This is a genomic window from Amycolatopsis heterodermiae (genome assembly GCF_034929455.1).
GTDB lineage: Bacteria > Actinomycetota > Actinomycetes > Mycobacteriales > Pseudonocardiaceae > Amycolatopsis > Amycolatopsis heterodermiae.
On the sequence record NZ_JAYFSI010000002.1, the window covers coordinates 1 to 25,825 of the forward strand.

23 protein-coding genes are annotated in these 25,825 nt (G+C 71.3%); 16 read left to right on the forward strand and 7 right to left on the reverse strand.

What is annotated here, in order from left to right; all coding sequences use genetic code 11:
• The 6 genes from VA596_RS10745 to recN all read left to right on the forward strand — a co-directional run.
• On the forward strand, positions 1-1,986 hold a 1,986-nt coding region (locus VA596_RS10745), incomplete at its 5' end, for a hypothetical protein (protein ID WP_323325784.1).
• Positions 1,979-2,968, forward strand: coding sequence for an HAD-IIA family hydrolase (locus VA596_RS10750; RefSeq protein ID WP_323325786.1), 990 nt, complete (start codon positions 1,979-1,981; stop codon positions 2,966-2,968). The genes VA596_RS10745 and VA596_RS10750, both read left to right, overlap by 8 nt.
• Before the next feature lie 17 nt (positions 2,969-2,985).
• Positions 2,986-3,183, forward strand: a complete 198-nt coding sequence (locus VA596_RS10755; protein WP_323325788.1) for a hypothetical protein — start codon at positions 2,986-2,988, stop codon at positions 3,181-3,183.
• 4 nt (positions 3,184-3,187) lie between these two features.
• On the forward strand, positions 3,188-4,021 hold the full coding sequence (locus VA596_RS10760; protein WP_323325790.1) for a TlyA family RNA methyltransferase: 834 nt from the start codon (positions 3,188-3,190) through the stop codon (positions 4,019-4,021).
• On the forward strand, positions 4,018-4,944 hold the full coding sequence (locus tag VA596_RS10765; protein ID WP_323325792.1) for an NAD kinase: 927 nt from the start codon (positions 4,018-4,020) through the stop codon (positions 4,942-4,944). Before VA596_RS10760 ends, VA596_RS10765 begins: the two co-directional genes overlap by 4 nt.
• 99 nt (positions 4,945-5,043) lie before the next feature.
• On the forward strand, positions 5,044-6,822 hold the full coding sequence (gene recN / locus VA596_RS10770; protein WP_323327704.1) for a DNA repair protein RecN: 1,779 nt from the start codon (positions 5,044-5,046) through the stop codon (positions 6,820-6,822).
• Positions 6,823-7,249: 427 nt separating this feature from the next.
• Here the strand turns inward: recN and VA596_RS10775 are convergent, their stop codons facing one another.
• Entirely contained in the window at positions 7,250-7,696 is a 447-nt protein-coding gene (locus VA596_RS10775) for a MarR family winged helix-turn-helix transcriptional regulator (RefSeq protein WP_323325794.1), read from the reverse strand.
• 66 nt (positions 7,697-7,762) lie between these two features.
• Here VA596_RS10775 and VA596_RS10780 point away from each other — a divergent pair, with 66 nt between their 5' ends.
• From VA596_RS10780 to VA596_RS10795, 4 genes are all read left to right on the forward strand, one after another.
• Positions 7,763-8,755 carry a zinc-binding alcohol dehydrogenase family protein gene (locus VA596_RS10780; protein ID WP_323325796.1) on the forward strand — a complete coding sequence of 331 codons (993 nt, stop codon included), beginning with the start codon at positions 7,763-7,765 and terminating at the stop codon, positions 8,753-8,755.
• Positions 8,752-9,927, forward strand: a complete 1,176-nt coding sequence (locus tag VA596_RS10785; RefSeq protein ID WP_323325798.1) for a DUF1266 domain-containing protein — start codon at positions 8,752-8,754, stop codon at positions 9,925-9,927. The genes VA596_RS10780 and VA596_RS10785 overlap by 4 nt, the downstream gene beginning before the upstream one ends.
• 86 nt (positions 9,928-10,013) lie before the next feature.
• Positions 10,014-11,198 carry a putative cytokinetic ring protein SteA gene (steA, locus tag VA596_RS10790; protein ID WP_323325800.1) on the forward strand — a complete coding sequence of 395 codons (1,185 nt, stop codon included), beginning with the start codon at positions 10,014-10,016 and terminating at the stop codon, positions 11,196-11,198.
• Complete coding sequence (locus tag VA596_RS10795; protein ID WP_323325802.1) at positions 11,195-12,145, forward strand: copper transporter; 951 nt, start codon at positions 11,195-11,197, stop codon at positions 12,143-12,145. The genes steA and VA596_RS10795 overlap by 4 nt, the downstream gene beginning before the upstream one ends.
• A gap of 51 nt (positions 12,146-12,196) precedes the next feature.
• On the opposite strand, the gene VA596_RS10800 is transcribed toward VA596_RS10795, so the two are convergent.
• From VA596_RS10800 to VA596_RS10815, 4 genes are all read right to left on the reverse strand, one after another.
• Positions 12,197-13,906, reverse strand: a complete 1,710-nt coding sequence (locus VA596_RS10800) for a glycosyl hydrolase family 18 protein (protein ID WP_323325804.1) — start codon at positions 13,904-13,906, stop codon at positions 12,197-12,199.
• Positions 13,907-14,113: 207 nt separating this feature from the next.
• Positions 14,114-15,385 carry an alginate lyase family protein gene (locus VA596_RS10805; RefSeq protein ID WP_323325805.1) on the reverse strand — a complete coding sequence of 424 codons (1,272 nt, stop codon included), beginning with the start codon at positions 15,383-15,385 and terminating at the stop codon, positions 14,114-14,116.
• A 98-nt stretch (positions 15,386-15,483) separates the two neighbouring features.
• Positions 15,484-16,191 (reverse strand): aspartate/glutamate racemase family protein, encoded by a 708-nt coding sequence (locus VA596_RS10810; RefSeq protein WP_323325809.1) that lies wholly within the window; start codon positions 16,189-16,191, stop codon positions 15,484-15,486.
• Entirely contained in the window at positions 16,188-17,609 is a 1,422-nt protein-coding gene (locus tag VA596_RS10815) for an NCS1 family nucleobase:cation symporter-1 (RefSeq protein WP_323325810.1), read from the reverse strand. Before VA596_RS10815 ends, VA596_RS10810 begins: the two co-directional genes overlap by 4 nt.
• Positions 17,610-17,741: 132 nt before the next feature.
• On the opposite strand from VA596_RS10815, the gene VA596_RS10820 reads away from it, so the two are divergent.
• A complete protein-coding gene (locus VA596_RS10820; protein WP_410171884.1) occupies positions 17,742-18,443 on the forward strand; it encodes a GntR family transcriptional regulator in 702 nt (233 codons plus the stop codon).
• On the opposite strand, the gene VA596_RS10825 is transcribed toward VA596_RS10820, so the two are convergent.
• Positions 18,413-19,027, reverse strand: coding sequence for a DJ-1/PfpI family protein (locus tag VA596_RS10825; protein ID WP_323325814.1), 615 nt, complete (start codon positions 19,025-19,027; stop codon positions 18,413-18,415). The two genes, VA596_RS10820 and VA596_RS10825, sit on opposite strands and share 31 nt — an antisense overlap.
• A 62-nt stretch (positions 19,028-19,089) precedes the next feature.
• On the opposite strand from VA596_RS10825, the gene VA596_RS10830 reads away from it, so the two are divergent.
• The 4 genes from VA596_RS10830 to VA596_RS10845 all read left to right on the forward strand — a co-directional run bounded on the left by VA596_RS10830 (position 19,090) and on the right by VA596_RS10845 (position 24,205).
• Positions 19,090-20,424 carry an aminotransferase-like domain-containing protein gene (locus tag VA596_RS10830; RefSeq protein WP_323325816.1) on the forward strand — a complete coding sequence of 445 codons (1,335 nt, stop codon included), beginning with the start codon at positions 19,090-19,092 and terminating at the stop codon, positions 20,422-20,424.
• A 214-nt stretch (positions 20,425-20,638) separates the two neighbouring features.
• A complete protein-coding gene (locus tag VA596_RS10835) occupies positions 20,639-21,799 on the forward strand; it encodes an acyltransferase (RefSeq protein ID WP_323325818.1) in 1,161 nt (386 codons plus the stop codon).
• Positions 21,800-21,878: 79 nt separating this feature from the next.
• On the forward strand, positions 21,879-23,579 hold the full coding sequence (locus VA596_RS10840; RefSeq protein ID WP_323325820.1) for a CTP synthase: 1,701 nt from the start codon (positions 21,879-21,881) through the stop codon (positions 23,577-23,579).
• Positions 23,576-24,205: an NUDIX hydrolase gene (locus VA596_RS10845; protein ID WP_323325822.1), complete on the forward strand. Its 630-nt coding sequence runs from the start codon at positions 23,576-23,578 to the stop codon at positions 24,203-24,205. Before VA596_RS10840 ends, VA596_RS10845 begins: the two co-directional genes overlap by 4 nt.
• Before the next feature lie 21 nt (positions 24,206-24,226).
• On the opposite strand, the gene VA596_RS10850 is transcribed toward VA596_RS10845, so the two are convergent.
• Positions 24,227-24,721 (reverse strand): DUF1707 domain-containing protein, encoded by a 495-nt coding sequence (locus tag VA596_RS10850; protein WP_323325824.1) that lies wholly within the window; start codon positions 24,719-24,721, stop codon positions 24,227-24,229.
• Positions 24,722-24,813: 92 nt separating this feature from the next.
• Here VA596_RS10850 and xerD point away from each other — a divergent pair, with 92 nt between their 5' ends.
• Positions 24,814-25,716, forward strand: a complete 903-nt coding sequence (gene xerD / locus VA596_RS10855) for a site-specific tyrosine recombinase XerD (protein ID WP_323327706.1) — start codon at positions 24,814-24,816, stop codon at positions 25,714-25,716.
• Positions 25,717-25,825: the final 109 nt, after the last annotated feature.

A 25,825-nucleotide genomic window follows, 5' to 3' on the forward strand; every position in this document is an offset into this window, starting at 1 on the left:
GACGACCGCGGCAAGGGCAGCTACCCCAAGCGCGACGACGACCGGGGTCGCGGCAGCTACGAGCGCCGCGACGACAACCGGGGCTCCCGCAGCAGTGGCTCCGACGACCGCAGCCGTGGGAGCTACGACAACCGCGGCTCCCGCACTGGTGGATCCGACGACCGCAGTCGCGGCAGTTACGACAACCGCGGATCTCGCACTGGCGGCTCCGACGACCGTAGCCGTGGCAGTTACGACAACCGTGGCTCCCGCACCGGCGGGTCCGACGACCGCAGTCGCGGCAGCTACGACAACCGCGGGTCCCGTAGTGGCGGCTCCGACGACCGTGGACGTGGCAGCTATGACCGCGGGCCGCGTACCGGTGGCTTCCGCTCGGACGACCGGAGCAGCAGCGGTCCCCGGTCCGACGACCGCGGTGCGCGTACCGGCGGCGGGTTCCGTCCGGACGACCGCGGCAAGGGCAGCTACCCCAAGCGCGACGACGACCGCGCCCCCCGCTCCGACGACCGGCGTCGCGACGACAACCGCGGCGGTTCTGACTCGCGTGGCGGCTACCAGCGCCGGGACGACGACCGTCGCTCCACCGGCTCGCGGGATTCCGGTGGTTACCAGCGCCGCGACGACAACCGTGGTGGCCAGCGCGACTCCGGCAGCCGTGAAGAGCGCACCGGCAGCAAGCCGTTCGACCGTTCGCGGGACGACCGGCGGCCCGCGGGTGACCGCCGGGACCGTCCGGAGCGCAAGGACAGCGTCCACCGCAACCCGCGGCCCTACGCCAACACCCCGCTCGACGACGAGGCCTTGGCCAGGGAGCTCCTGGAAGCGCCGGAGCTGCCCGAGGACATCGAGTTCTCGGACCTCGACGAGGACGTCCGCCGCGAGCTGAGGACGCTGCCGAAGGGGCTGGCCGAGACCGTCGGGAAGCACCTCGTCGCGGCCGGCGGCCTGATGGACAGTGATCCCGAGGCCGCGCTCGAGCACGCCAAGTACGCGAAGGCCAAGGCCTCGCGCGTGCCCATTGTGCGTGAAGCGCTCGGCCTGGTCGCCTACCACTCCGGCAACTGGTCGGAGGCGCTGTCGGAGCTGCGCGCCGTCCGCCGGATGACCCGCAGCGACGAGCACATCGCCATCATCGCCGACGCCGAGCGCGCGCTGGGCCGGCCCGAGCGGGCCTTGGACCTCTCGAAGGAGGTCGACACGGCGAAGCTGGCGAAGGCGACGCAGGTCGAGCTGGCGATCGTCGCGGCCGGGGCGCGCCGGGACCTCGGGCAGATCGACGCCGCGGTCGTGTCCCTGCAAGGGGCCGACCTCAAGGCCGAGAAGCGCGAGCCGTGGAGCGCGCGGCTCTTCTACGCCTATGCCGACAACCTGGTCGCGGCCGGCCGCAAGGACGAGGCCATCCGCTGGTTCCTCAACTCGGCCGACGCCGACGCAGAGGACGAGACGGACGCCGCCGAGCGGGCCGCGGAACTCTCGAACGAAGCGAACGCCCCGACCGACCCCGTCAAGGCGCCCGCCCCGGCCAAGGCAGCTGCGCCGGTCAAGGCGACGGAGCGGGCCGACGCGGTCGAGCCGGCCAAGGCGGCCGAGGTGGCTGCGCCGGTCGAGGGTACGGAGTCGGCCAAGGCTGCCGAGCCGACCGGAGCAGTCGAGCTGGCCGAGGTGGCTGCGCCGGCCAAGGCGACGGAGTCGGTCGAGGCAGCTGCGCCCGCCAAGGCGGCCGACGCGGCCGAGGTGGCTGCGCCGGTCGAAGGTACGGAGTCGACCAAGGCAGTCGAGCCGGCCGATGCGGCTGAGCCCGCCAAGGCAGGCGAATCGGCTGGGTCGGCCACGGCGGCGGAGTCGGGCGACACAGGCAAGGTGGCCGAGTCCGCCAAGGCAGCCGAGGCCGCCGAGACAGGCGAGTCGGCTGAGACTGCCACGGCGACCGACCAGGCTCCGGCCAAGGCCGTCAAGTCCGGCAGCTCCGACGAGTCGGATGACTGACTCGCTGCTGGCGGCCTACGACGCCGTCCTTTTCGACCTTGACGGCACCGTCTACCACGGCACCCAGGTGATCCCGGGTGCCCCGGAGACGGTCAAGGCCGCTCGCGATCACGGCACGCCGGTGCGGTTCGTCACCAACAACGCGTCCAAGGCTCCGGCCGAGGTCGTCGAGCACCTCGTCGGGCTCGGCATGCCCGCCGATACCGACGAGGTGCACACCAGCGCCCAAGCGGCCGTCGTCCTGCTTCGGGAACGGCTTGAGCCCGGGGCCGAGGTGCTCGTCGTGGGTACCGAGTCGCTCGCAGCCGAGGTGGCCCAGGCCGGGCTGAAGCCCGTTCGGGAGAACGCCGAGAGCGTCCAGGCCGTCGTGCAGGGCCACTCTCCCGACAACACCTGGGCCGCGCTGGCCGAGGCGTGCCTGGCCATCCGGGCCGGTGCGCTCTGGGTGGCCTGCAACGTCGACGCGACGCTCCCCAGCGAGCGGGGCCTGCTGCCGGGCAACGGGTCGATGGTCGCCGCCCTGCGGACCGCCACCGACGTCGAGCCGCTGGTGGCCGGGAAACCGGAGCCGCTGCTGTTCGAGACCGCCGCGAAGTCGGCCGGTGCCGAGCATCCGCTCGTAGTCGGCGACCGGCTCGACACCGACATCGCCGGCGGGGTCGCCGCGGGCATGGACTCGCTCGTGGTGCTCTCCGGGGTCGCGACGCCGAAGCAGCTGGTCGAGGCCGTCCCGGCCGAACGCGGCACCTACCTCGCGGCCGACCTCACCGCGCTCACGTCCACTCTCGAAGAACTGAAGATCGGGCCGCGGCCGGGTTGGACGGCCGAAGCCGGGGACGACGCCGTCGTCGTGACCGGCGAAGGCAACGACCTCGACCTGCTCCGGGCCCTCTGCCACGCGGCGTGGGAGTCCGGCAAGACGACGGTCCAGGGTGACGGCGAAGCCGCGAAGGCCGCGCTGGCGCGGCTCGGACTGGCCTGACTGCTACCGTTCTTGACGTGCAGGATCACCCGTACCCCGTCCCGGGACCGCCGCCCGGTTCGTTCTCCGAGCAGACCGACCCGCGGGCCGGTATCGACGAGGCCGTCGCCGGCCTGGACGACCTGGACGCGCTTCCGCTCACCGAGCACGTCGAGCGCTTCGACGCCGTGCACACCGAGCTGACCGTGGCCCTGTCCAGCATCGACAAGGTCTGACCCGGTGCCCAAACGGGCCCGCCTCGACGCGGAACTGGTCCGGCGCGGCCTCGCCCGCTCCCGGGAACAAGCCTCGGCCCTCATCACCGGGGGCAAGGTCACCGTGCGGGGGATGGTCGCGTCCAAGCCCGCCACCGGGGTGGAGACCGACGCGCCCATCGTCGTGAAGGACGAGGACGATCCCGGCTGGGCCTCGCGGGGCGCGCACAAGCTGCTCGGCGCGCTCGAGGCGTTCACCCCGCTCGGGCTGGACGTCGAGGGCAAGCGCTGCCTCGACGCCGGCGCGTCCACCGGCGGGTTCACCGATGTGCTTCTCCGGAACGGCGCCGCGACCGTGATCGCCGCCGACGTCGGCCGCGGCCTGCTCGACTGGCGGATCCGCACCGACGAACGGGTTGTGGTGCTCGACCGCACCAACGTCCGCAACCTCACCCCGGACGACCTCGGCGGGCCGGTCGACCTCGTGGTCGGCGACCTCTCGTTCATCTCGCTCAAGCTCGTGCTGCCCGCGCTCGTCGAGTGCGTGCGCGAAGGCGCCGATCTGGTGCCGATGGTGAAGCCCCAGTTCGAAGTCGGCAAGGACAGGCTGGGTAGCGGTGGTGTCGTGCGCGACCCCGGACTGCGTGCCGAGTCCGTGCTGGGTGTGCTCGACGAGGCCGCGAAACTGGGGCTTGCGCTGCGCGGGGTCACCGCCAGCCCGCTGCCGGGGCCGTCGGGAAACGTCGAGTACTTCGTGTGGCTCACCAAAGAACACGTGGCCGAGTCCACTGTGGACGCGGTAGACAGGTCTGAGGCCGAGCGGCTCGTCCGAACCGCCGTCGAGGAAGGGCCCGCATGACCACCGAACGTGAAGTTCTCCTCATGGTGCACCCGGATCGCGACGCGACCGGGGAAGCCGCGCGCGAGGTTTCCGCGCGCTTCGCCAAGGCCGGGATCCGGATCCGGGTGATCGAGGACGACGTCTGCGCGCTGATCAACCCGGACGAGCACGGCGTCGGCGCGAGCTGCACCGTCGTGGACCCGGACGACAACCCCGCCGCCGGGGTCGAGCTGGTGTTCGTCCTGGGCGGCGACGGCACGCTGCTGCGCGCGGCCGAAATCGCCCGCCCGGCCGGGGTGCCGGTGCTCGGCGTGAACCTCGGCCGCGTCGGCTTCCTCGCCGAGGCCGACTCGGACGCGCTGGCCGACACCGTGCAGCGCGTCGTCGACGGCGACTACCAGGTCGAAGAGCGGATGACGATCGACGTCACCGTCACCCACGGCGGCACCGAGTTGAGCCGGACCTGGGCGCTGAACGAGGCGAGTGTCGAGAAGAGCACGCGCGAGCGGGTGCTGGACGCGCTGATCGAGGTCGACGGCCGGCCGGTTTCGGCGTTCGGCTGCGACGGTGTGCTGTGCGCCACACCGACCGGTTCGACGGCGTACGCGTTTTCGGCCGGCGGCCCGATCATCTGGCCGGACGTGCAGGCGCTGCTGGTGGTGCCGAGCAACGCGCACGCGATGTTCTCGCGGCCGCTGGTCGTCTCCCGTGACTCGGTGATCACCGTCGGGATCGACCCTGACGGCTCGTCCGCGGTCCTGACCTGCGACGGGACCCGCAGCCACGACCTGCCGCCGGGGGCCCGGGTGCGGGTCACCTGCGGCAGCACGCCGGTGCGGCTGGTCCGGCTGTGGGACGGCCCGTTCACCGACCGCCTGGTGCAGAAGTTCGCGTTGCCGGTGAAGAGCTGGCGCGAGCGCCACGCCCGCCCGAACGAATAGGGCGCGAACGGCCCGTTCGGCGCGAAATTCGAACATATCGGCGACTCGCCGGGGCTCCGGGTGCGTGGTTCGTCGGTGGTGGCCGCTACGGTAGGCGGCGTGCTGGCCGAGATGCGCATCCAGGGCCTCGGAGTCATCGAGGACGCCCTGCTGGAACTGCACGCGGGCTTCACCGTCGTCACCGGTGAGACGGGTGCCGGGAAGACCATGGTCGTCACCGGGCTGCACCTGCTCTCCGGTGGCCGGGCCGAGGTCTCCAAGGTGCGAACGGGGATGCTCAAGGCGTTCGTGGAAGGAAGATTCACCTATTCGGGTGTCGAAGGTGCCGAGCGGATCGTCACCGACTCCGGTGCCGACGTCGACGAGGACGGCAGCGTCATCGCGCTGCGCGCGATCGCCGTCGACGGGCGGTCCCGGGCCCACCTCGGCGGCCGGTCGGTGCCGGTCGGCGTGCTCGCGGAGCTGTCCGAACAGCTGATCGCGGTGCACGGGCAGAACGACCAGCTGCGGCTGCTGCGCCCGTCCGAGCAGCGCGCGGTGATCGACCGCTTCGCCGGTGACGCCGTCACCAAGCCGCTGCGCGCCTACCAGGAGATCCGGTCCGAGTGGCTGGCGGTGATCGCCGAGCTGACCGAGCGCTCGACGCGGTCGCGCGAGATGGCCCAGCAGGCGGACCTGCTCAAGCACGGGCTCACCGAGATCGACGCCGTCCAGCCGGAGCCGGGCGAGGACGTCGAGCTCACGGCGCAGATCAAGCGGCTCGCGGCCGTCGACGAGCTGCGCGCGGCCGCGACCGAGGCGCACGTCGCGGTGTCGGGCTCGGCCGAAGGCGACCCGGACGCGCCCGGCGCCATGGGCCTGGTTTCCGAGGCCCTGCGGCGGTTGTCGACGTCGGAGGACGCCGTGCTGCGCGAACTGGCGCCGCGGCTGGAAGAGGCGTCGGTGCTGCTGGCCGACGTCGGGGCGGAGCTCGGCGGGTACGTCGAGACGCTGGACGCCGACCCGGCGCTGCTGGAGAAGGTGCTGGCCCGCCAAGGTGACCTCAAGCGGCTGACCCGCAAGTACGCGGCGGACGTCGACGGCGTGCTCGCCTGGGCCGACGACGCCCGGCGCCGCCTCGAGACCATGGACACCTCGGAAGAGGCGCTGGCCGAGCTGGGGCTACGGCGCGACCAGCTCGCGATCCAGCTGGCCGCGCACGCCGTCGAGGTCTCGGCGGCGCGCGAGAAGGCAGCGGCCGAGCTGGCTGCGGAGATCACGCGGGAGCTGTCCGGCCTGGCGATGGGCCAGGCCGCGATCGAGGTCACGGTCGAGCAGCGCCCGGCCGAGCACGGCGACACGCACGCGCTCGCGATCGACGGCCGGGCGGTGCACGCGGGGTCTGATGGCATCGACGACGTCGAGCTGCTGCTGCGCGCGCACGACGGAGCGCCTCCGCTGCCGGTGCACAAAGCTGCTTCCGGCGGTGAGCTGTCGCGGGTGATGCTGGCGATCGAGGTCGTCCTCGCGCACGCCGACACGGTGCAGACGCTGGTGTTCGACGAGGTCGACGCCGGGGTCGGTGGCCGCGCGGCGATCGAGATCGGCCGCCGGCTGGCGCGGCTCGCGCGGACCCACCAGGTCCTGGTGGTCACGCACCTGCCGCAGGTCGCGGCGTTCGCCGACCAGCACCTGGTGGTCGACAAGGGCCACAAGGGCGGGGTGACGCGCAGTGGCGTGAAGAACCTCGCGCCGACCGAGCGGGTCAGCGAGCTGGCCCGGATGCTCGCCGGCATGGACAACGAGACCGGCCGCGCTCACGCCGAGGAACTGCTGGCCACAGCGGAGAAGGACAAGGCCGAGTTCGAGCCGAAACGCAAGCGGGCCAAGAAGAAGTAGCCGCGGGTCGCCGCTGGGCGGAGGCTCGGTGCTGCTGAGTCGCTGGAGCGGCGGGCGGAAGTCGGGCGCTGCTGGGCTGGTGGTGCAGCGGTTCGAAGGTTGGAGCTGCTGGGCTCGCTGGTACGGCGGTGTGAAGTGGCTGTGCGCAGCCGGCCAATGGTGTGGCGGTTCGAAGGCCTGATATTGCTCAAGCTGCAGGTGCAGGCTGGGCACTGCCGGGCCAGTGGTGCTGCTGGGCCAGGCTGGAGCCGTGGGCGGAGGCTCGGCGACGCCGGAGCGGTAGGGGAAGCCTGGGTGCAGCCGGACCGCAGGCGCGGCAGTTCGAAGGCCGGGCCCGGCTGGAGCAGTGGGTGGAGAATCAGTGCCGCCGGGTCAGTAGTGAGCCGGGCGTCGCAGGGCGGTGGGCGAAAGCCGGGCGCCGCTGGAGTCAGCTGCCGTCCAAGTCCGTGTTGATCTTGGCGAATACCTCCGCGAGCACCCTGGCCTGGTCGCGGCTCACGTGAGCCGCGAAGTGGCGCTCCACTCCTCGAACATGCGTGGGCCACGCGTTCTCCAGCGCCGCCAGCCCCTCGGGCGTCAGCACTACCAGCGTGGCCCGGCGATTCGCAGGGTCCACCTCGCGCCTCGCGTAACCGTCGCGCTCCAGGCCGTCTACCAGGCGGGTCAGGCCGCTTGTGCTGTGCACCAAGGCGTCGGCCAGGGCCTTCATGTGGAGACGCTGATCGGGGGCCTCCGAGAGCTGGACCAGTGCGTCGTACGTGCGGTGTGACATCCCGTGTGCGGCGCGCAGGTCCGTGTCCAGTACCCGCAGCAGCAGGGCCGATGAGCGCAGGAAGCCGCGCCATGCCGCGTCGTGTTCTCGGGACAGGCTCACTCCGGGAATAGTACTCGTGCGGACAGTTGTTGTGCGGACTGTTCGCTTGCGAAGGAAGGATTCCAGATGCGCGCAGTCGTACTCCGTGAGCCCGGGCCGGTCGAGAATCTCGAAATCAAGGAACTTCCGCTGCCTGAAACCAAGCCTGGCTGGGTGCGGATCGCCGTCAGGGCGTTCGGGCTCAACCGCTCCGAGCTGCACACCCGGCTCGGCCTGGCCGACGGGGTCACGTTCCCGCGGGTGCCCGGCATCGAGGCCGTCGGGGTGGTCGACGCCGCGCCGGACGGTGATTTCGCGGTGGGGCAGCAGGTTGCCACGATGATGGGCGGGATGGGCCGCACCTTCGACGGCGGTTATGCCGAGTACACGCTCGTGCCGCGCGGGCAGGTCGTCCCGTTCCGCTCGGACCTGCCCTGGGAGGTGCTCGGCCAGGTCCCGGAGACGCTGCAGACCGCGTACGGCTCCCTCACCACCGGGCTCGACCTCCAAAGGGGTCAGACGCTGCTGATCCGCGGCGGGACGTCCGCGCTCGGCTTCGCCACCGCGACGCTCGCCCGTGACCTCGGCGCCACCGTCCTCGCCACGACGCGGCAGCCGGACCGGCTGGACACCCTTGCCGAACACGGCGTCGAGCACCCGCTCCTGGACGACGGTGACGTCGCCGCGAGGGTCCGCGAGATCGTGCCGGACGGGGTCGACGCGGCTCTCGAACTGGTCGGGACGCCGACCCTGCCGGACACCCTCGCGGCCACCCGGGTGCACGGAACCGTGTGCTTCACGGGCATGCTCTCGAACCAGTGGATCATTCCGAACTTCTATCCCATCGGATTCCTCCCTTCCGGCGTGCGCCTGACCGCTTATGGTGGTGAGGCGGACGACCTGCCCGCATCGGTTCTCCAGCGGTACCTCGACCGGATCGCCGCCGGCGGCGTCAGCCTCGGCCCGGCCCGGGTGTACCCGATGGAGTCGATCCGGCAGGCGCACGACGACCTGGAGCACAACCGGACGGCGGGCAAGCTCGTCGTGCTGACCCGCCGAGCGGAGGGAGCCGCCCCTTGATCCTGCCGCCACCCGCCGACGTCGAAGCGCAGCTGGCCGCCGCCCGCCGGGAGGGTGACCTCGACACCTACCTCGGCCTGCTCGCCGAGGAGGAGCTGTTCGTCCCGATCCGGCGGGCCGACGCCGAGAGCATCCTCGAGGACCGCGCGGAGACGTTCCCGAACGTCTACTACGAGACCCGCGGCGACGAGTTCCTGCAGGTCTTCACCCGCGGCGCGCTGCCCGACCTCGGCTCGGACGTCGTCTTCATGAGCGGGGCGCTGGACTGGGCGGTCGACGGCGTCGGGCGCCACGAGCGGGTCGTGTTCAACCGCGGCACCCGCGGCGAGTGGCGGCTGCCGGGTGCGACGCTGCAGCCGTGGCTGGACGCGCACCTCGACGACGTCACGCCGCTGGAAGAGCAGGTCGAACGGCTGATCACCGCGCCGTACGGCCATCTCGAAGGGCCGATCGCGCACGCGCTGGCCTGCGGCGCGCACCTGGCCGTGCTGAACGCGGCGCCGTGGAACCTGCTCGACGCCCGCTACCACGACTACGTGGCCGAGGTCCGCGGCCTGCGGGACTGGTGGGGGGTGGCCGACCCGCCGGCCTGGCGGGCCACGATGGCCGACCTCATCGGCGACGGGTACGCGCTGACGCCCGGCAACCTGGTGCTGATGCTGCGCCTGCGGTTCGCCGCGGAGTACGGGCCGCGCAACGGCGAGTTCGACCCGCTGACCTGGGCGGAGGTGGTGAGCCGCTGGTGTGCGGAGAACGACGCCGAGGACCAGGCCGACGAGCTGCGCGACACCGTGCGCCGCGTGTCGCGCTACGAGCAGCGCTTCCGGGCCGACGGCCTGCTCGACGCCGAAGGCTTCGTCACGACGGCGTTGTCCTGGGACGTCGGCCGCGCCGTCAACATCGCGCGCTGGGGGCTGGCCGCCGGTTACTGCGACGCGCTGACCGCCGAGCTGATGGTCCTGGAGGCCGGTTCATTGGCCCGTCGCTACCACCAGTCATGGGCCGACCTGTCGGCGGGCTACCTCATGGGCCGGGTGCTGCACAGCCGGGACGAGGAGTTCGGCGAGTGGTACCCCGCGGCCGTGCGGGTCCACCACCAGCTCCTTCAGGACCCGGGCAGCCCCTGGGTGAACCTCGATTTCGGGTCTCTTTCGGAGGAGTCCGACGCTTGAGGCGCGGCGTGGCTCACCACAACGAGTCACCTCTGCTACGGCGTGGCGTGCGCAGTCCCACGAGCAAATTTGTCACCATCGGCCACATGAAGCTCACCGGTCTGCTCACGCGGAACTCCGAACCCCTGCCGGGCATCACCGGGGTCGCCAGGGTCGACCGCCGCACCCGGGAGCTCCTGCGCCGGATCAGTCCGGGCGACATCGTCGTGCTCGACCAGCTGGACCTCGACCGCGCGACGGCCGACGCCCTGGTCGACGCCGAGGTCGCCGGCGTGGTCAACGCGTCACCGTCGATCTCCGGCCGGTTCCCCAACCTGGGCCCCGAGATCCTCATCGCCGCCGGCGTCCCGCTGGTCGACTCGGTCGGCGGTGAGCTGCTGCGCTCGATCAAGGACGGCACCAAGCTGCGCCTGCACGACGGGGTCGTGTACGTCGGCGAGCGGCAGGTCGCCTCCGGCATCGAGCAGACCGCCGACAGCGTCGCGGACCAGATGATCGAGGCCAAGGCCGGGATGTCGACGCAGCTGGAGGCGTTCTCGGCGAACACGATCGAGTTCCTCCGCCGCGAGCGCACCCTGATCCTCGACGGCGTCGGCGTGCCGGAGCTGAAGGTGCAGCTGCGCGACCGGCACGTGCTGGTCGTCGCGGGCGGCAACGGGCACGCCGAGGACCTCAAGAAGCTCAAGAAGTACATCGCCGAGCACCGGCCGGTGCTGATCGGTGTCGACGCGGGCGCCGACACCCTGCGCGCGCAGGGCCACCTGCCGCACGTCATGGTCGGCGACCCCACCGGCATCGGCACCGCCACGCTGCGCAGCGGCGGCGAGGTCGTGGTGCCCGCGCAGCCCGACGGGCACGCGCCCGGGGTCGAGCGGATCCAGGACCTCGGCATCGGCGCGGTGACGTTCCCCGCGTCCGGCAACGCCGAAGACCTCGCGCTGCTGCTGGCCGACGCGCACGGCGCGAGCCTGGTGGTCACGGTCGGCTTCCAGGCCACCCTGCGCGAGTTCCTCGACCACGGCCGGTCCGGTTCCAACCCGTCGACGTTCCTGACCCGGCTGAAGCTCGGCACGAAGCTCGTCGACGGGAAGGCGGTGGCGACGCTGCACCGCAGCCGGGTGTCGATCGGCGCGGTCGTCCTGCTCGTGCTCGCCGCGGTCGTGGTCGTCGCCGCGGCCCTGCTGGTGTCCGACGTCGGCTCGGTCTACCTGGACTGGCTCCGGCACACCTGGAATACGTTCGCTGCCTGGGTCAAGGGATTGTTCACGTGATTTCGCTCCGCTACCACGTTGTTTCCATCGCCGCCTGCTTCCTGGCGCTCGCCGTCGGCGTCGTGCTCGGTTCGACCGCGCTGAACGGCTCGCTGCTTTCGGGGCTGGCGGGGGAGAAGAAGGACCTGGGCAGCCAGGTCTCCGACCTCGAGGCCCAGCGCAACGCGCTCAACGCCCGGCTCGCCGACGCGGACGCGTTCGCCGGCGCCATGGGGCCGAAGGTCGTCGCCGGGGTGCTGGACAAGCGGTCGGTGGTGCTCGTGACCACCGAGGACGCGCGACCGGCCGACCGGGACGCGCTCAAGCAGCTGATCGGCCAGTCCGGCGCGACCGTGACCGGCGAGGTCCAGCTGACGGCCGCGTTCGCCGATCCCGACAAGGCCGACCAGCTCCGCGACGTCGTCACGCGGCTGCAGCCCGCCGGGTCGAAGTTCCCGACCGCGGGTGACACCGGCACGCTCGCCGGTGCGCTGCTCGGCTCGGTGTTGTTGCTGGACAAGACTTCCGCCAAGCCGCAGTCCTCCGGTGAGGAGCTGGCCGCGGCGCTGGGCGGGCTCACCGACGGCGGGTTCGTGAAGGCGGGCCCCGACGTCAAGCCGGCTCAGCTGGCCGTGGTGCTCACCGGCGCGCAGGCGACCGGCGACGGCGCGGGTGACCGGGCGGCCACGATCGCGCGGTTCGCCACGCAGCTCGACCGCACCGGCGCGGGCACGGTGCTCGCGGGGGACGCCGGTTCCGCCGACGGCACCGGCGCGCTCGGGGTCGTCCGCGCCGACACGTCGTCGACGTCGATCCTGTCCACTGTGGACAACGTGGACACCTCCGCCGGGCGGGTGAGCACCGTGCTGGCGCTGAAGGAACAGCTCGACGGCGCCGCCGGCCGCTACGGCATCGCCGGCAACGCCCAGGCTCCCGCGCCGGGCGTCGCCAGCCCCACCGGCAACTGACGTCGTGAGTGAGAAACAGTGTTCTAACACTGTTTCTCACTCACGACGGGGTCAGCTGGCCAGCCAGAGGGCCGGGACGTTCGGCGGTTCCCAGCCCACCAGCGAGGTGTGGGCCTGGCGGCACGTGTACGTGACGCCGTTGTAGGTCACCTTCGCGCCCGTGGCGTACGCCGTGTTCGGCGCCCACGCGGGCACCGACGGCGGCGTGGTGGGCGTGGTCGTCGGCGGGGTCGTGGGCGTGGTCGGCGTGGTGGGGGTCGTCGGGGTGGTGGGTGTGGTCGGGGTCGTCGGCGTGGTGGTGGGCGGCGGCGTCGAGCAGTTCGGCGTCGAGGCGGCCAGGCCGTTCACGACGGCGTGGAACAGCGTCGAGCCCGGGTCCAGGTCGTAGAGCGAGAACATCATCGCGCCGCCGAGGCCGGTGCAGTGGATGTAGTCGGTGCGGGCCTTGACGGACTGCGCGGACGAGCCGCCGAAGAAGTTGCTGCCGTCGTAGAACCAGGCCGACTGCGTGACCGGGTCGAAGAACGTGTCGGACGGGTTGTCGACGATGCCCGAGAGCTCCTTGTACATCGCCACGCCCGGGACGTTGCCGCTCAGCGTGTGTCCCGCCGACGGACCCGAAGCGGACTGGTACAGGCCGTGGTTCGAGCCGGCGGGGACACCGGTCCAGCCGCGGTAGTAGAACGGGATGCCCAGCGTCAGCTTGCTCGCGGGGAACCCGCCGGCGATGCCGTACGCGCTGTTGCCGTGCAGGTAGTCCTTGACCACCGAGTCGATCGTGTACTTCTCGGTGCCCGGCGGGATCGTGCCCGACGGGTCGTTCGGCGCGGAGTACAGCGGGTCCTGGAAGTTCGTCGGCCCGGTCGCGTCCCACGCGCCGTGCATGTCGTAGGTCATCGCGTTGCCGAAGTCCAGGTACTGGCCGATCTTGTCGGTCTGGATCTTCGCGATCTTGTCCTGCCCGCCCGGCAGCGCGGCCGAGAGCGCGTAGTGCTTGCCGCCCAGCGCGTCCAGCTCGGTGCGGAACTCCGCCATCAGCGCGGTGTAGTTCGCGGTGTCGGCGGCGCTGTAGTGGTTGCCGACGTGCCCGGTCGGGGAACCCGGGTACTCCCAGTCGATGTCTATGCCGTCGAAGATGCCGGCCGCGGTGCCCGGGCCGCCGTAGCCGCCGGAGGCCGGGATGTTGCCCTTGATGAACATGTCCAGGCACGAGCTGACGAGCTTCTTGCGCGACGCGTCGGTCGCGGCGGCGTCGGAGAAGTACTTCGAGTACGTCCAGCCGCCGATCGACAGCAGCACCTTGAGGTTCGGGTGCCGCGCCTTGAGCTCCTGCAGCTGGTGGAAGTTGCCGGCGACGGGCTGGTTCCAGACGTCGGCGGTGCCGTCGACGCTGATGTCGGAGCCGAACGACTTCTGGTAGTCGGCGAACTGGTCGCCGCCGCCGTCACCGGCGTTCGGGTCGGTCTCGCCGCCCGGGTCGGGCGTGGTCGCCTTCGTCGCCTCGAAGCACGTGTGGTTCGTGGGGTCGATGTTCTCGAAGTCGTAGAGCAGGTAGTCGAGGTTGTTGGCGATGGAATCGACGTTCTTCAGGTAGTACGCGTTCTGGTAGATGCTCCACTGGTCGAAGTAGGCGATCCGGACCCCGCCGGACGTCGCGGCGGACGCGGGTGGTGCGGCCGGACCGGCGACCGTGAGCGCGCCGACGACCACGGCGGCCGCGGCGGCGGCGAACAGCGCCATTCTTCGGGAAACCCTCTGCATGCTGTCTCCTCGCGCAGGCGGACGGCCCCCTCCCGGGCCGCGACGGCGCGGGAGGGGGCGGTACGCGATGGTTCTTCACGAACAGGTGCCGGCCCGTTCATGAATGTGCGCGTGCGCACACCGAGTGTCAATACTTTGGACTAGACCAATCTTGCGGTGGCGTGCGCTATGGGGTGCGGTGTCCGGATTTCCCAGCGTTAGTAGGGGTTACTTGAGCGGCGGGTCGAGCGGGAAGCACGACACGCGCACGGACCACGTGTCACCGCCGGCGGGCAGCGGCATCTTCTTCAGCGCCGCTGCCGCGTCCTGGTCGTGGGCCTCCTCGGCCGCAGCGTGGAAGATGTCCGCCGCGATCGACTGGTCGAACACGCCGATCTGCTGGTGCGGCCAGCCCGCGGCGCCCTGCAGCGCACCGGGGATCAGCTGGTCGACGACCTTGCGCAGGGTCGCCCCGTTCGGCGCGGTGTACTTCCAGACGTCGACGCCGAGGTTCTTGCCCAGCTCCGCCATCCGGCCCCACGCCGTGAGGTTGAAGTTGACGTAGTGCCACGACATCGTCCGCGAGAGCTCCAACGGCTGGCTGCCGTCGGCGGCGAACTGCACCGGGAACCGGTTCTTCTCCGCGTCCAGGACGATCTTCTTCGCCGTGTCCCGCCGGCCGAGGTAGGCGGCGATGGTCGCGTTCTGCATGTCGAGGAACGTGCCGTGGTTGTTCGTGGCGGCCAGTTCCAGCTTCGCCTGCGGGCTGGTCTGCATCCAGGTCAGGTACTGCGACAGCCACGCCTTGACGCCGGTGCGGTCCTTGTTCGTCCAGCCCGGCGCGCCGGTGTCGAGCAGCGCGAAGACGTCGAGCACCTGGCTGAACGACTGCGTCGAGTCGATGATGCCCGTGCCGCTGATCGTGGTCTTGCACGGGATGATCTGCGAGTACGTCATGTTCGGGTTCATCCGGGTGGCCGGGTCGAGGAACCACGTCCGGATGTCCAGGGCCGCGCGCTTGGCGTACTTCGGGTCGCCGGTGTAGTACCAGGCGAGCGAGAGGTAGTACATCGCGTCCCACGCCACCATCCGGTAGGTGTGGTCGGTGATCGCGTCGGCCTCCGGGTTGCGCTGGCCGTCCTTGTTGACGTACGGGCAGCCCTGCGGGTTCTCCGGGGTCTTCTCACCCGCCCACCAGTAGGGCGCCTGGCTCATGTAGTCGTGCTTGTCGCCGCTGGGCGGTGCGGTCGGCTTGTCCATGACCGACCACGGCCCGGCGCTCAGCGCGGTGTTCGCCTTGTCCAGCACCACCTTCAGCGCGTCACGCTGCGCGCGGGTCGCGTGGCCGTGCCTGAGCGCCGACTGGATGTCCGCGAGCTTCTTGCCGTCGGTGACGACGGTGCGCGGTGCCTGCCCGGCCGTCGCCGTCCCGCTGACCGGGACCATGGCCAGGCACGCGGCCAGCACCGCCGCCCCGAGAACGTGTAGCTGCCTTCGCACCTTCGACCGCCCTTTCGGGGACGCCAGGATCCCCACTCGTCACCGGGCGGCGGTACGGCAGTGGCGTCGGCGATTCTGGCTCTCCGGTGCGGCGGCTGTCAAACGGGCCAGGTGCGTTTCTTGGCCAGGGGCTTGGCGTACGAACCGGCCCGGCTGGTCTTGAGCCCCAGCCCGACGAGCGACTCGGCCAGCCGCACGGCGGCGGCGACGCCGTCGATCACCGGGATGTCGAGCATCGTCGCGATCCGGCGGTCCAGGCCGGTCATCCCGGCGCAGCCGAGCACCAGGACCTCCGCGCCGGCGTCACGGGCGCGGCGGCCGGCGGTCAGCAGCGCCGACTCCGTCCGGCGTTCGTCGGTCAGCTCCAGGACGCCGAGGCCGGCGCCGGTGACCGTCACGCAGTTCTGCGCGACGCCCGCGGAGTGCAGGCTGTCCTCGATCAGCCCGCACGTGCGGTCCAATGTGGTCACGACGCCGTAGCGGCGGCCCAGCAGGCAGGCCAGGTGCGCGGCGGCCTCGGTGATGTCGACGACCGGGACGTCCAGGAGTTCGCGGGCCCCCTCGCGGCCGTGCTCGCCGAACCCGGCGAGCACGACCGCGTCGAACGGTTCTTCCAGGCCTCGCAGCAGATCGAGCACGGCGGCGGCCGAGAGGAAGCTGTCCAGCCAGCCCTCGGCCGACTCCGGGCCCCACTTCGGTGTCCTGGCCAGGATTTCGGTGCCGGGGCTCGCGGCGGCGCGGGCCCCGGTCTCGATCTCCTTCGTCATCGTCTCGGTGGTGTTGCAGTTGGTGACGACGATCCTCATCGGTGTTTCCTCGACACCGCGAAGTACAGGGCCGCGGACGACGCCGTGCCGATGAACCACGAGTACGGCGCGGCCGGGGCGAAGAACGGCACCAGCGCGATCACCGCGGCCAGCGCGGCGGTGGGGAAGAACGTCACCAGGGCGCGTGGGTTCACCCGGGGGTAGATCCCGCCGTCGACGAACAGCTGCGCGACGTCGACTTTGCCGCGCCGGATCAGGTAGTAGTCGACGATCATGATCCCGAACAGCGGCCCGAGGAACGCGCCGAGCCCGCCGAGGAAGTAGTTGACCACCGTGGGCGAGGAGTAGAGCTTCCACGGCAGCACGCACAGCGCGGCGACCGCGCTGATCATCCCGCCGATGGTGAACGTGATCCGCTTCGGCCAGATGTTGGCCAGGTCGTAGGCGGGGGAGACGAAGTTCGCGACGATGTTGACGCCCATGGTGGCGATCGCGAAGGTCAGCGCGCCGACAATGAGCACCGGCGTGTTGTGCACTTTGGACAGCAGCTCGGCCGGGTCGGTGATGGCCTCGCCGAACACCTGCATGCTGCCCGCGGTGACGACGACCGACAGCAGCGCGAACGCCGTCGAGTTGATCGGCAGGCCCCAGAAGTTGCCGCGCTTCACCGTCTTCTGGTCCGGGGCGAAGCGGGAGAAGTCGCAGAAGTTGAGCATCAGCGTGCCGTAGGTGGCGAGGATCAGCCCGGCCGCGCCGAACCACTGCCGGATCTGCTCGCCGGTCGAGAGCTGCTTCGGGCTGCTGGTGAAGGAGATGTTCCAGTGCCCGGCGGCGAGGATCCACACCGCGAGCGCGATCATCACGACCCAGATCGCCGGGCCGCACCAGTCCTGGAACTTGCGCACCGACTCCATGCCGCGGGTCAGGATCAGCGCCTGGACCGCCCACAGGGCCACGAAACAGATCCAGCCGAGCGCGTGCAGGCCGAGGAAACCGTGCTCGGTCAACGGTTTCAGGCCCGGGTCGATGGCGAGCACGAGCAGCGTGATGGCCACGCTCGCGAGGTAGGTCTGGATGCCGTACCAGAAGATCGCGATGACCGCGCGGATCAGCGCGGGCAGGTTGGCGCCGAAGGTGCCGAAGCTCAGCCGCGCGACGACCGGGAACGGCACGCCGGTGCGCTGCCCGATCCGGCCCATCAGGTTCATGCCGACGTAGATGATGACGAAGCCGAACAGCAGGGCGGTGAACACCTGCCAGGCCGAGAGGCCGAGCACGAACAGGCCGGCCGCGAAGGTGTAGTTGCCCAGGTTGTGCACGTCGGACATCCACAGCGCGAAGATGTCGTAGACCTTCCACCGGCGTTCCTGCGCGGGGGCGAGGTCTTCGTTCCACAGCCGGGGGTCCGGCGGGGCTGGCGTCTCTTGTCCGGTCTCGGTGAGCGGGGCGGCGGTCATAACGTGCCTCCGGTCGACGTGCGGGGACGGAGATTTGGGATACCAAATTTTGGTATCCCAAATATCACCCCGACGTCCGCGTCCGTCAACCCTCCGGCGGATAAACTCGCGTTACGTCCGGTTACGGGCGTGTTGACCGAGAGGGGACCCGTGACGTCGGCGAGTGAGCGGCAGCCCCTCGCGGCCACCCGCCAGCGGGTGCGCGACGAGCTGCGCGAACGGATCCTGACCGGCCGCCTCCGCCCGGGGGACCGGCTGGTCGAGCGCGAGCTGGCCGAGGACCTCGGGGTGTCCCGGGTGCCGGTGCGCGAGGCCATCCGCAGCCTGGAGGCCGAGGGGTTCCTCGTCGAGCAGTCGGCGCGCCGGATCGTCGTCCGGCAGCTCGCGCGGGTCGACGTCGAGGAGCTGTTCGACGTCCGTGAGGCCCTGGAGGGGCTCGCCGCCGGGCGGGCCGCCGAGCGGGCGGGCGCGCCGGAGCTGAAGCGGCTCGAGCGGATGCTCGCCGACGCCGCCCGCGCGACGGCCCGCGGCGACGCGGCCAAGATCACCGTGCTCAACTCGCGCTTCCACGACGAGATCGTGGCCATCGCGGGCAACACGCTGCTCACCACGATGCTGCAGCCGCTGCAGGGCAGGCTCCGCTGGCTGACCAGCCAGAACGAGCACTGGACCGAGCTGCTCGACGAGCACCGCCGGCTTTACGAGGCGATCGCGTCGGGGGATGCGGAGCGCGCGCAGGCGTACGCCGTCGAGCACGTGCGGGTCAACCGCGAGGTGACGCTGAAGTCCCTCTTCGGCGACGATCAGGCCGAGATCGCGGCCGGCTCCAGGTAGGGCGTGACGTTGCGCAGGGCCCGCGCGAGGTAGTCGTCCTTCTCACCGACGGGTGCGACGTAGTGCATGGCGTGCTCGGCGGCTTCGAGACCGTGCAGGCGCGCGATGACCCACGTCGCGAGGTAGGTCGAGGCCAGGCAGCCACCGGCGGTGGCCAGGTCGCCGCGCGCGAAAAACGGCTGGTTCAGCACTTCGACCCCGGCGGCGAGGACCCACGGCTTGGTCGTCAGGTCGGTGCAGGCGGGCACGCCGTCGAGCAGCCCCAGCTTCGCCAGCACGAGCGTGCCCGAGCACTGCGCGGCCAGCAGCTGACGGGCGGGATCGAGGCCGCGCAGGGTGGCCATGATCGCCGGGTCCTCGACGACCTCGCGGGTCTGCGAGCCGCTGCCGACGATCACGGCGTCGGCCGTGCAGGCCTCTTCCAGGCCGATCATGGCGTCGATCGTGACGCCGTTCATGGACGTCACCCGCGGGGTGGGGCTCGCGATCGACACCCGCGAGCCGGGCACGCGGTTGAGGACGCCGAGCGCGATGAGCGAGTCGAGTTCGTTGTAGCCGTCGAAGGTCAGGATCGCGGTGTGCATTTCGGCAGGTTAAGACGGCCGATCCAGGACAGTCCACAAATTGTCCTGCCTACAATCGCGGCGTGCGGGTGCCGAAGTACAAGGTGATCGTGGACGCGTTCGCGGCGAAGATCCGCGGCGGGCAGTGGCCGGCCGGCACGCGGCTGCCCACCCACCGGCGGCTCGCGGCCGACGAGGGCATCGCCGTCGTGACGGCGTCGCGGGTGTACGCCGAACTCGAAGCGATGGGCCTGGTCAGCTGCGAGCAGGGGCGGGGCACGTTCGTCCGCGACCTGGCCGCCGCGGACGACGGCGCCGACGAACGAGCGGTCGCGGCCGACGCGGTCGACCTCAGCTTCAACTCGCCCTCCGTCCCCGGCCAGGCCGACCTGCTGCGCCGGGCCTTGCGGGACCTGGCCACGTCCGGGGACCTCGACGCGCTGCTGCGCTACCAGCCGCACCGCGGGCGCGCCGACGACCGGGAGGCCGTCGCCCGGTACCTGCGCCGTCGCGGGCTCGACACCGGCCGCGAACGGGTGCTGATCGTCAACGGCGCGCAGCACGGCCTCGCCGTGACGGCCATGGCCCTGTTCCGGCCCGGGGACGTCGTCGCCGTCGACGCCCTCACCTACCCCGGGTTCCGGGTGCTCGCCCGCACCCTCGGGCTGGAGCTCGCGCCGCTGCCGGCGACCGGGGAAGGACCGGACCTCGACGCGCTCGACCGGCTGTGCCGCGGGCGCCGGGTCTGCGCGGTCTACACGATGCCGACCCTGCACAACCCGCTCGGCTGGGTGCTCGGCGGCGAGTCGCGTGCGCGGCTCGTCTCGCTCGCCCGCCGCCACGGCCTGACGCTCGTCGAGGACGCCTCGTACGCCTACCTCGCCGAGGACGCGCCGCCGCCGCTGGCGATGCTCGCGCCGGAGGTCACCGTGCACGTGTCGGGCCTGTCGAAGAGCGTCGCGACCGGCCTGCGGATCGGGTTCGTGACCGCGCCCGTGCCGCTCGTGCCGGACCTCGAACGCGCCGTCCGGGCCACGACGTGGAACACCCCGGCCCTGACCGCGGCGATCGCGCGCCGGTGGCTCGACGACGGCACCGTCGACCGGCTCGAGGCACGCAAGCGCGAAGACGCCCGCGCGCGGCAGGCCGTCGCGTCGGAGGTGCTGGCCGGGCTGTCCCACATCGGGCACCCGGCGTCGTACTTCCGCTGGCTGCCCCTGGGCCCGGACACGCGCCCGGACCGGATCGTGGCGGCGCTGGCCCGGCGGCGGGTTGCGGTGTCCACCGCTGAGCCGTTCGCGACGACGCCAGCGGTGCCCCGCGCGCTGCGGCTGGCGCTCGGCTCGGTCGGGCTCGGCGAGTTACGCACCGCGTTGGAAGCGGTCCGCGAGGAGGTCGAGACGGACGCGCGTCGCTGAACCGGCCTAGCGTGAGCGTCACATTGAGTACCCGGAAGCTCACGCGATAACATGATCACCGGCTCCCCGCTCCCTGAACCGACGTGGCATATCCGACACCGCGGGGGAGCTGGTCCAACAGGCGGTTCCCAGTGGCTTCATGGGAAATTCACAGAATGGGCGGCAAACCTGAGACCGTGATCAACGCCGAAACCGGTGCCGTGAAGGTGGCACGATGACGACCGCCCAGGCCACGCTCGAGGCCCCCGCCCGCGTCGCGAGACCGGGCGGCAAAGCGCCCTACCTCCACCAGATCGACCTGTTCCGGTTGATCACCTTCGCTTGTGTGATCCTGATCCACGTCGTGGGCGCGACGAACTTCGCGCAGGACGTCGGCGCCAACGCCGTCGAGACCCCGCTGCACTTCACGCGTGAGGCGTTCTTCGCGCTGACCGGGTTCGTGCTGGTGTTCCAGAACCGCGGCCGCGAGCTGCGGGCTGGTGACTTCTGGCGCCGCCGGCTGCCGCTGGTCGCGACGCCCTACCTCGCGTGGACGATGTTCTTCTGGGCGTTTTCGCTGGTCACCGGCGGGCAGCAGCCCGGATCGCTCGAGGCGTCGATGCGCCTGCTCCTGACCGACCTCGTCACCGGCGGCGCCTGGTACCACCTGTACTTCCTGCTCGTGACGATGCAGGTCTACCTGCTCTTCCCGCTGCTGATGAAGCTCCTGCGGGCCACCGCGGGCAAGCACAAGTGGCTGCTGCTGGGCAGCGGGCTGCTGCAGGTCGGCGTGGTCGCGTTCATGACCTACCAGCCGCTGGGCGTCAGCTACGAGACGATCACGCACCTCTACGCCACGATCCTGCCGTACCAGTTCTACACGCTGTTCGGCGCGCTGGTGGCCATGCACTTCGAGACCGTGCACGCCTGGGTGGGCCGGCACCGGCTGCTGCTCGGCGGCGCGCTGCTGGCGGTGCTGGCCGGCACCGAGTGGTACTACCTCCGCACTGTCCACAGTGGAACGTTCCCGCAGGTGGCCAGCGACCCGTTCCAGCCGTACCTGATCCCGTGGTTCCTCACGGTCATCGCGGCGATCTACGCGTTCACCACGTGGTGGTCCGCGCGGCGCACCGAGGGCGGCCGCGGCGCGCGCCTGGTCTCCTGGGCGGCGAACCGGTCGTTCAGCATCTTCCTGGTCCACCCGTTCGCGCTGGCCGTGCTCGGCCCGGTGATCCCGCACGTGGCGGACCACTTCGGCGCGCCGTGGCTCAGCGTGATCATCTACTTCGCCACGATCGCGCTGACGATCGCCATGGTCGAGGTGCTGCGGCGGCTGCCGGGCAGCCGCGCGCTCACCGGCCGTCCGCGGCTGCGACTCGCCAAGGTCGCCGCCTGAGGCGTGGTCAGGGCCATAAAACGCCGTTCGGGCATGTCACAGCAAGCGGATCCGCGGGCTTCGGATATGCTGGCGGCCCGTGGGACTTCAGTCGCGGGCTACCAAGTACGTATTTGTCACCGGAGGCGTCGCCTCCTCTCTGGGTAAGGGACTCACGGCATCCAGCCTGGGACAACTCCTTACCGCGCGCGGGCTTCGCGTCACGATGCAGAAGCTCGATCCGTACCTCAACGTCGACCCCGGGACGATGAACCCGTTCCAGCACGGTGAGGTGTTCGTCACCGACGACGGCGCCGAGACCGACCTCGACATCGGGCACTACGAGCGCTTCCTCGACCGCGACCTCGACGGCAAGGCCAACGTCACGACCGGTCAGGTCTACTCCGAGGTGATCGCCAAGGAGCGCCGCGGCGAGTACCTCGGCGACACGGTGCAGGTCATCCCGCACATCACCGACGAGATCAAGTCCCGGATCACCGCCGCCGCCGAGCCCGACGAGGCCGGCCAGACGCCGGACGTCGTCATCACCGAGGTCGGCGGCACGGTCGGCGACATCGAGTCGCTGCCGTTCCTCGAGGCGTGCCGCCAGGTCCGCCACGACGTCGGCCGGGACCACTGCTTCTTCCTGCACGTCTCGCTGGTGCCGTACCTGGCGCCCTCGGGCGAGCTGAAGACGAAGCCGACCCAGCACTCGGTGGCCGCGCTGCGCAACATCGGCATCCAGCCCGACGCGCTGGTCTGCCGGGCCGACCGGGAGATCCCCGAGGACCTCAAGCGCAAGATCGGCCTGATGTGCGACGTCGACACCGAGGCCGTCATCGCCTGCCCGGACGCGCGGTCGATCTACGACATCCCGAAGGTGCTGCACAGCGAGGCGCTCGACGCCTACGTGGTGCGCCGCCTCGGCCTGCCGTTCCGCGACGTCGACTGGACGGTGTGGGGCGACCTGCTCGACCGGGTGCACAACCCGAGCGAGACGGTGAAGATCGCGGTCGTCGGCAAGTACATCGACCTGCCGGACGCCTACCTCTCGGTCACCGAGGCGCTGCGCGCGGGCGGGTTCGCCCACCGGGCCAAGGTCGAGATCGTCTGGGTCGCCTCCGACGACGCGCAGACCGCGTCCGGCGCGGCCTCCGTACTGTCCGATGTGGACGGTGTGCTGATCCCGGGCGGGTTCGGCATCCGCGGCATCGAGGGCAAGGTCGGCGCGATCGAGTACGCCCGCACCCGCGGCGTGCCGCTGCTCGGCCTGTGCCTCGGCCTGCAGTGCATGGTCATCGAGGCCGCGCGGAACCTGGCGGGCATCGAGGACGCCGGCTCGTCGGAGTTCGACGAGAACACCAAGCACCCGGTGATCTCGACGATGGCCGACCAGCGCGACGTCGTCGCGGGCGAGCGGGACATGGGCGGCACGATGCGGCTCGGCGCGTACCCGGCGAAGCTCAAGGCGGGCTCGCAGGTCGCGAAGGCGTACGGCACCACCGAGGTGTCCGAGCGGCACCGGCACCGCTACGAGGTGAACAACGCCTACCGCAAGCAGCTCACCGACGCGGGGCTGGTGTTCTCCGGCACCTCGCCGGACGACCGCCTGGTCGAGTTCGTCGAGCTGCCCGCCGAAAAGCACCCGTTCTTCGTCGGCACGCAGGCGCACCCCGAGCTGAAGAGCCGCCCGACCCGGCCGCACCCGCTGTTCAGCGCGTTCGTCAAGGCCGTGGTGGACCGCAAGGTCGCCGAGCGGCTGCCGGTCGCGCTGCCCGAGGCCCCCGTGGCGGCCCGGTGACCGCGCCGGGCGAGCACGAGTTCACCGTCGCCTCCAGCCGTGACGTCCACATCGGACGGGTCGTCGGCCTGCGCATCGACGACGTCGTGATGCCGGGCGGGAACACCGCCGTCCGCGAGGTGATCGAGCACCTGGGCGCGGTCGCGATCGTCGCGCTGGACGAGGAGCAGCGGGTCACGCTCATCCACCAGTACCGGCACCCGATGGGGCACCGGCTGTGGGAGCTGCCCGCCGGCCTGATCGACCACCTCGGCGAGGACCCGGTCGGCGCGGCCCGCCGGGAGCTCGTGGAGGAGGTCGGGCAGGCCGCCGAGGACTGGGTGACCCTGGTCGACGTCGCGGCGTCACCCGGCTTCACCGACGAGGTGGTGCGGGTGTTCCTCGCCCGCGGACTGTCCGAAGTGGAGCGTGACGTCCTCGGGGACGAGGAGGCCGACCTGGTCGTCCACACGTTCCCGCTGGCCGAGGCGGTCCGGATGGCGCTGGCCGGCGAGCTGGTGAACGGCGCCACGGTGTCGGGTGTGCTGGCCGCGCACGCGGTCGTCAGCGGCGTGGCCGCGCCCCGCCCGGCCGACGCCCCGTGGCCCGACCGCCCGACGGCGTTCGCCAAGCGCCGCGAAGGCTGAGCCGTCCGCTGCGCCCCGGGATCAGGGGCGCAGCGGACGGCCTTCGGCGTCGAGTCCGCCGTTGACCAGCAGCATGATGCCGTCGATGATCGGCCAGAGCACGCCCACCCCGGTGCAGAAGGTGGCGAAGAGCTGGGCGATGCCCAGGCCGGTCTGGCCGGTGTAGAACCGGCCGACGCCGAAGGGCAGCACGATCTGCAGGACCCCGGCCACCGTCTTCGACCGGTGCGAGTACACCACGGGTGGCGGCCCGTACGGCATCGCCACGGGCATCGAGGGTTGCGCGTACACCGGCATCGGCATCGGTCCCGGTGGCGGCCCGAAGAAGCCCGGGTGCGGGTGCGGCAGGTCGCGGAACAGGGGCCGCAGCTCGCCCAGGGTCGTCGCGCCGTAGGCGTCCGTCACCCGCGTCTCGTACTCGACCGGCGTGATGCGGCCCATGCCGAAGTGGTCGGCGAGCAACCTCGCCGCCTCCTCCCGCTCGGCGGTGCCGATGCGGAGCTCTTCGGACCCCATGGATCCAAGGTAGCCGACCGGGGTTTCTGCCGGGTCACGAGCGCCGCGCGGCCTAAGGTGACGGCGTGGCAGCCCCGGGCAGCACGGCCGACGTGATCGCCGCCTACCTCGACCACCTGGTCGTCGAACGCGGGACCGCGCGCAACACGCTGGACAGCTACTCCCGTGACCTGCGCCGGTACGCCGCCCACCTCGACGGCTCCGGCATCGCGAAGATCACCGACGTCACCCCCGCGCACGTCACGTCGTTCGGCGCCGCGCTGCGCGAGGGCGACGGCGAGCACATGCCCCTCGCGGCGTCGTCGGCCGCGCGGGCCCTGGTCGCCGTGCGGGGCCTGCACAAGTTCGCGCACGCCGAGGGCGTCACCGAGCACAACCCGGCCCGCGAGGTCCGGCCGCCGACGCCGGCGAAGCGGCTGCCCAAGGCCCTGCCGGTCGACGACGTGCTGCGGCTGCTGGAGACCCCGGCGCCGGACGGCGAACGCGCGCTGCGCGACCGGGCGCTGCTGGAGCTGCTCTACTCGACCGGTGCCCGCATCTCCGAGGCCGTCGGGCTGGACCTGGACGACATCGACGACGACGAGCGCACGGTCCTGCTCGACGGCAAGGGCGGCAAGCAGCGGCTGGTGCCGATCGGCCGGCCGGCGATCGCCGCGCTGCACGCCTACACCGTCCGCGCGCGGCCCGTGCTCGCCGCGCACGGCCGCGGCACCGCGGCGATGTTCCTCAACGTCCGCGGCAGCAGGCTTTCGCGGCAGAGCGCGTGGCAGGTCCTCAAGGACACCGCCGAACGGGCCGGGATCGCCGCCGTCGTCTCGCCGCACACGCTCCGCCACTCCTTCGCCACGCATCTGCTCGAAGGCGGCGCGGACGTCCGGGTCGTGCAGGAACTGCTCGGTCACGCGTCGGTGACCACCACGCAGGTGTACACGCTGGTCACGGTCAACACCCTGCGCGAGGTGTACGCCACGGCGCACCCCCGGGCGTTGGGCTAGACGGCCCTATAGAGGGCCAAGGGCCTTCCTACGCTGGACCGACGGTCGAATGACATTGCCCCCTCGGGTCCGGCGCGTTGCTTTGCCGGGGCTCGGAGTCCGCGCATAG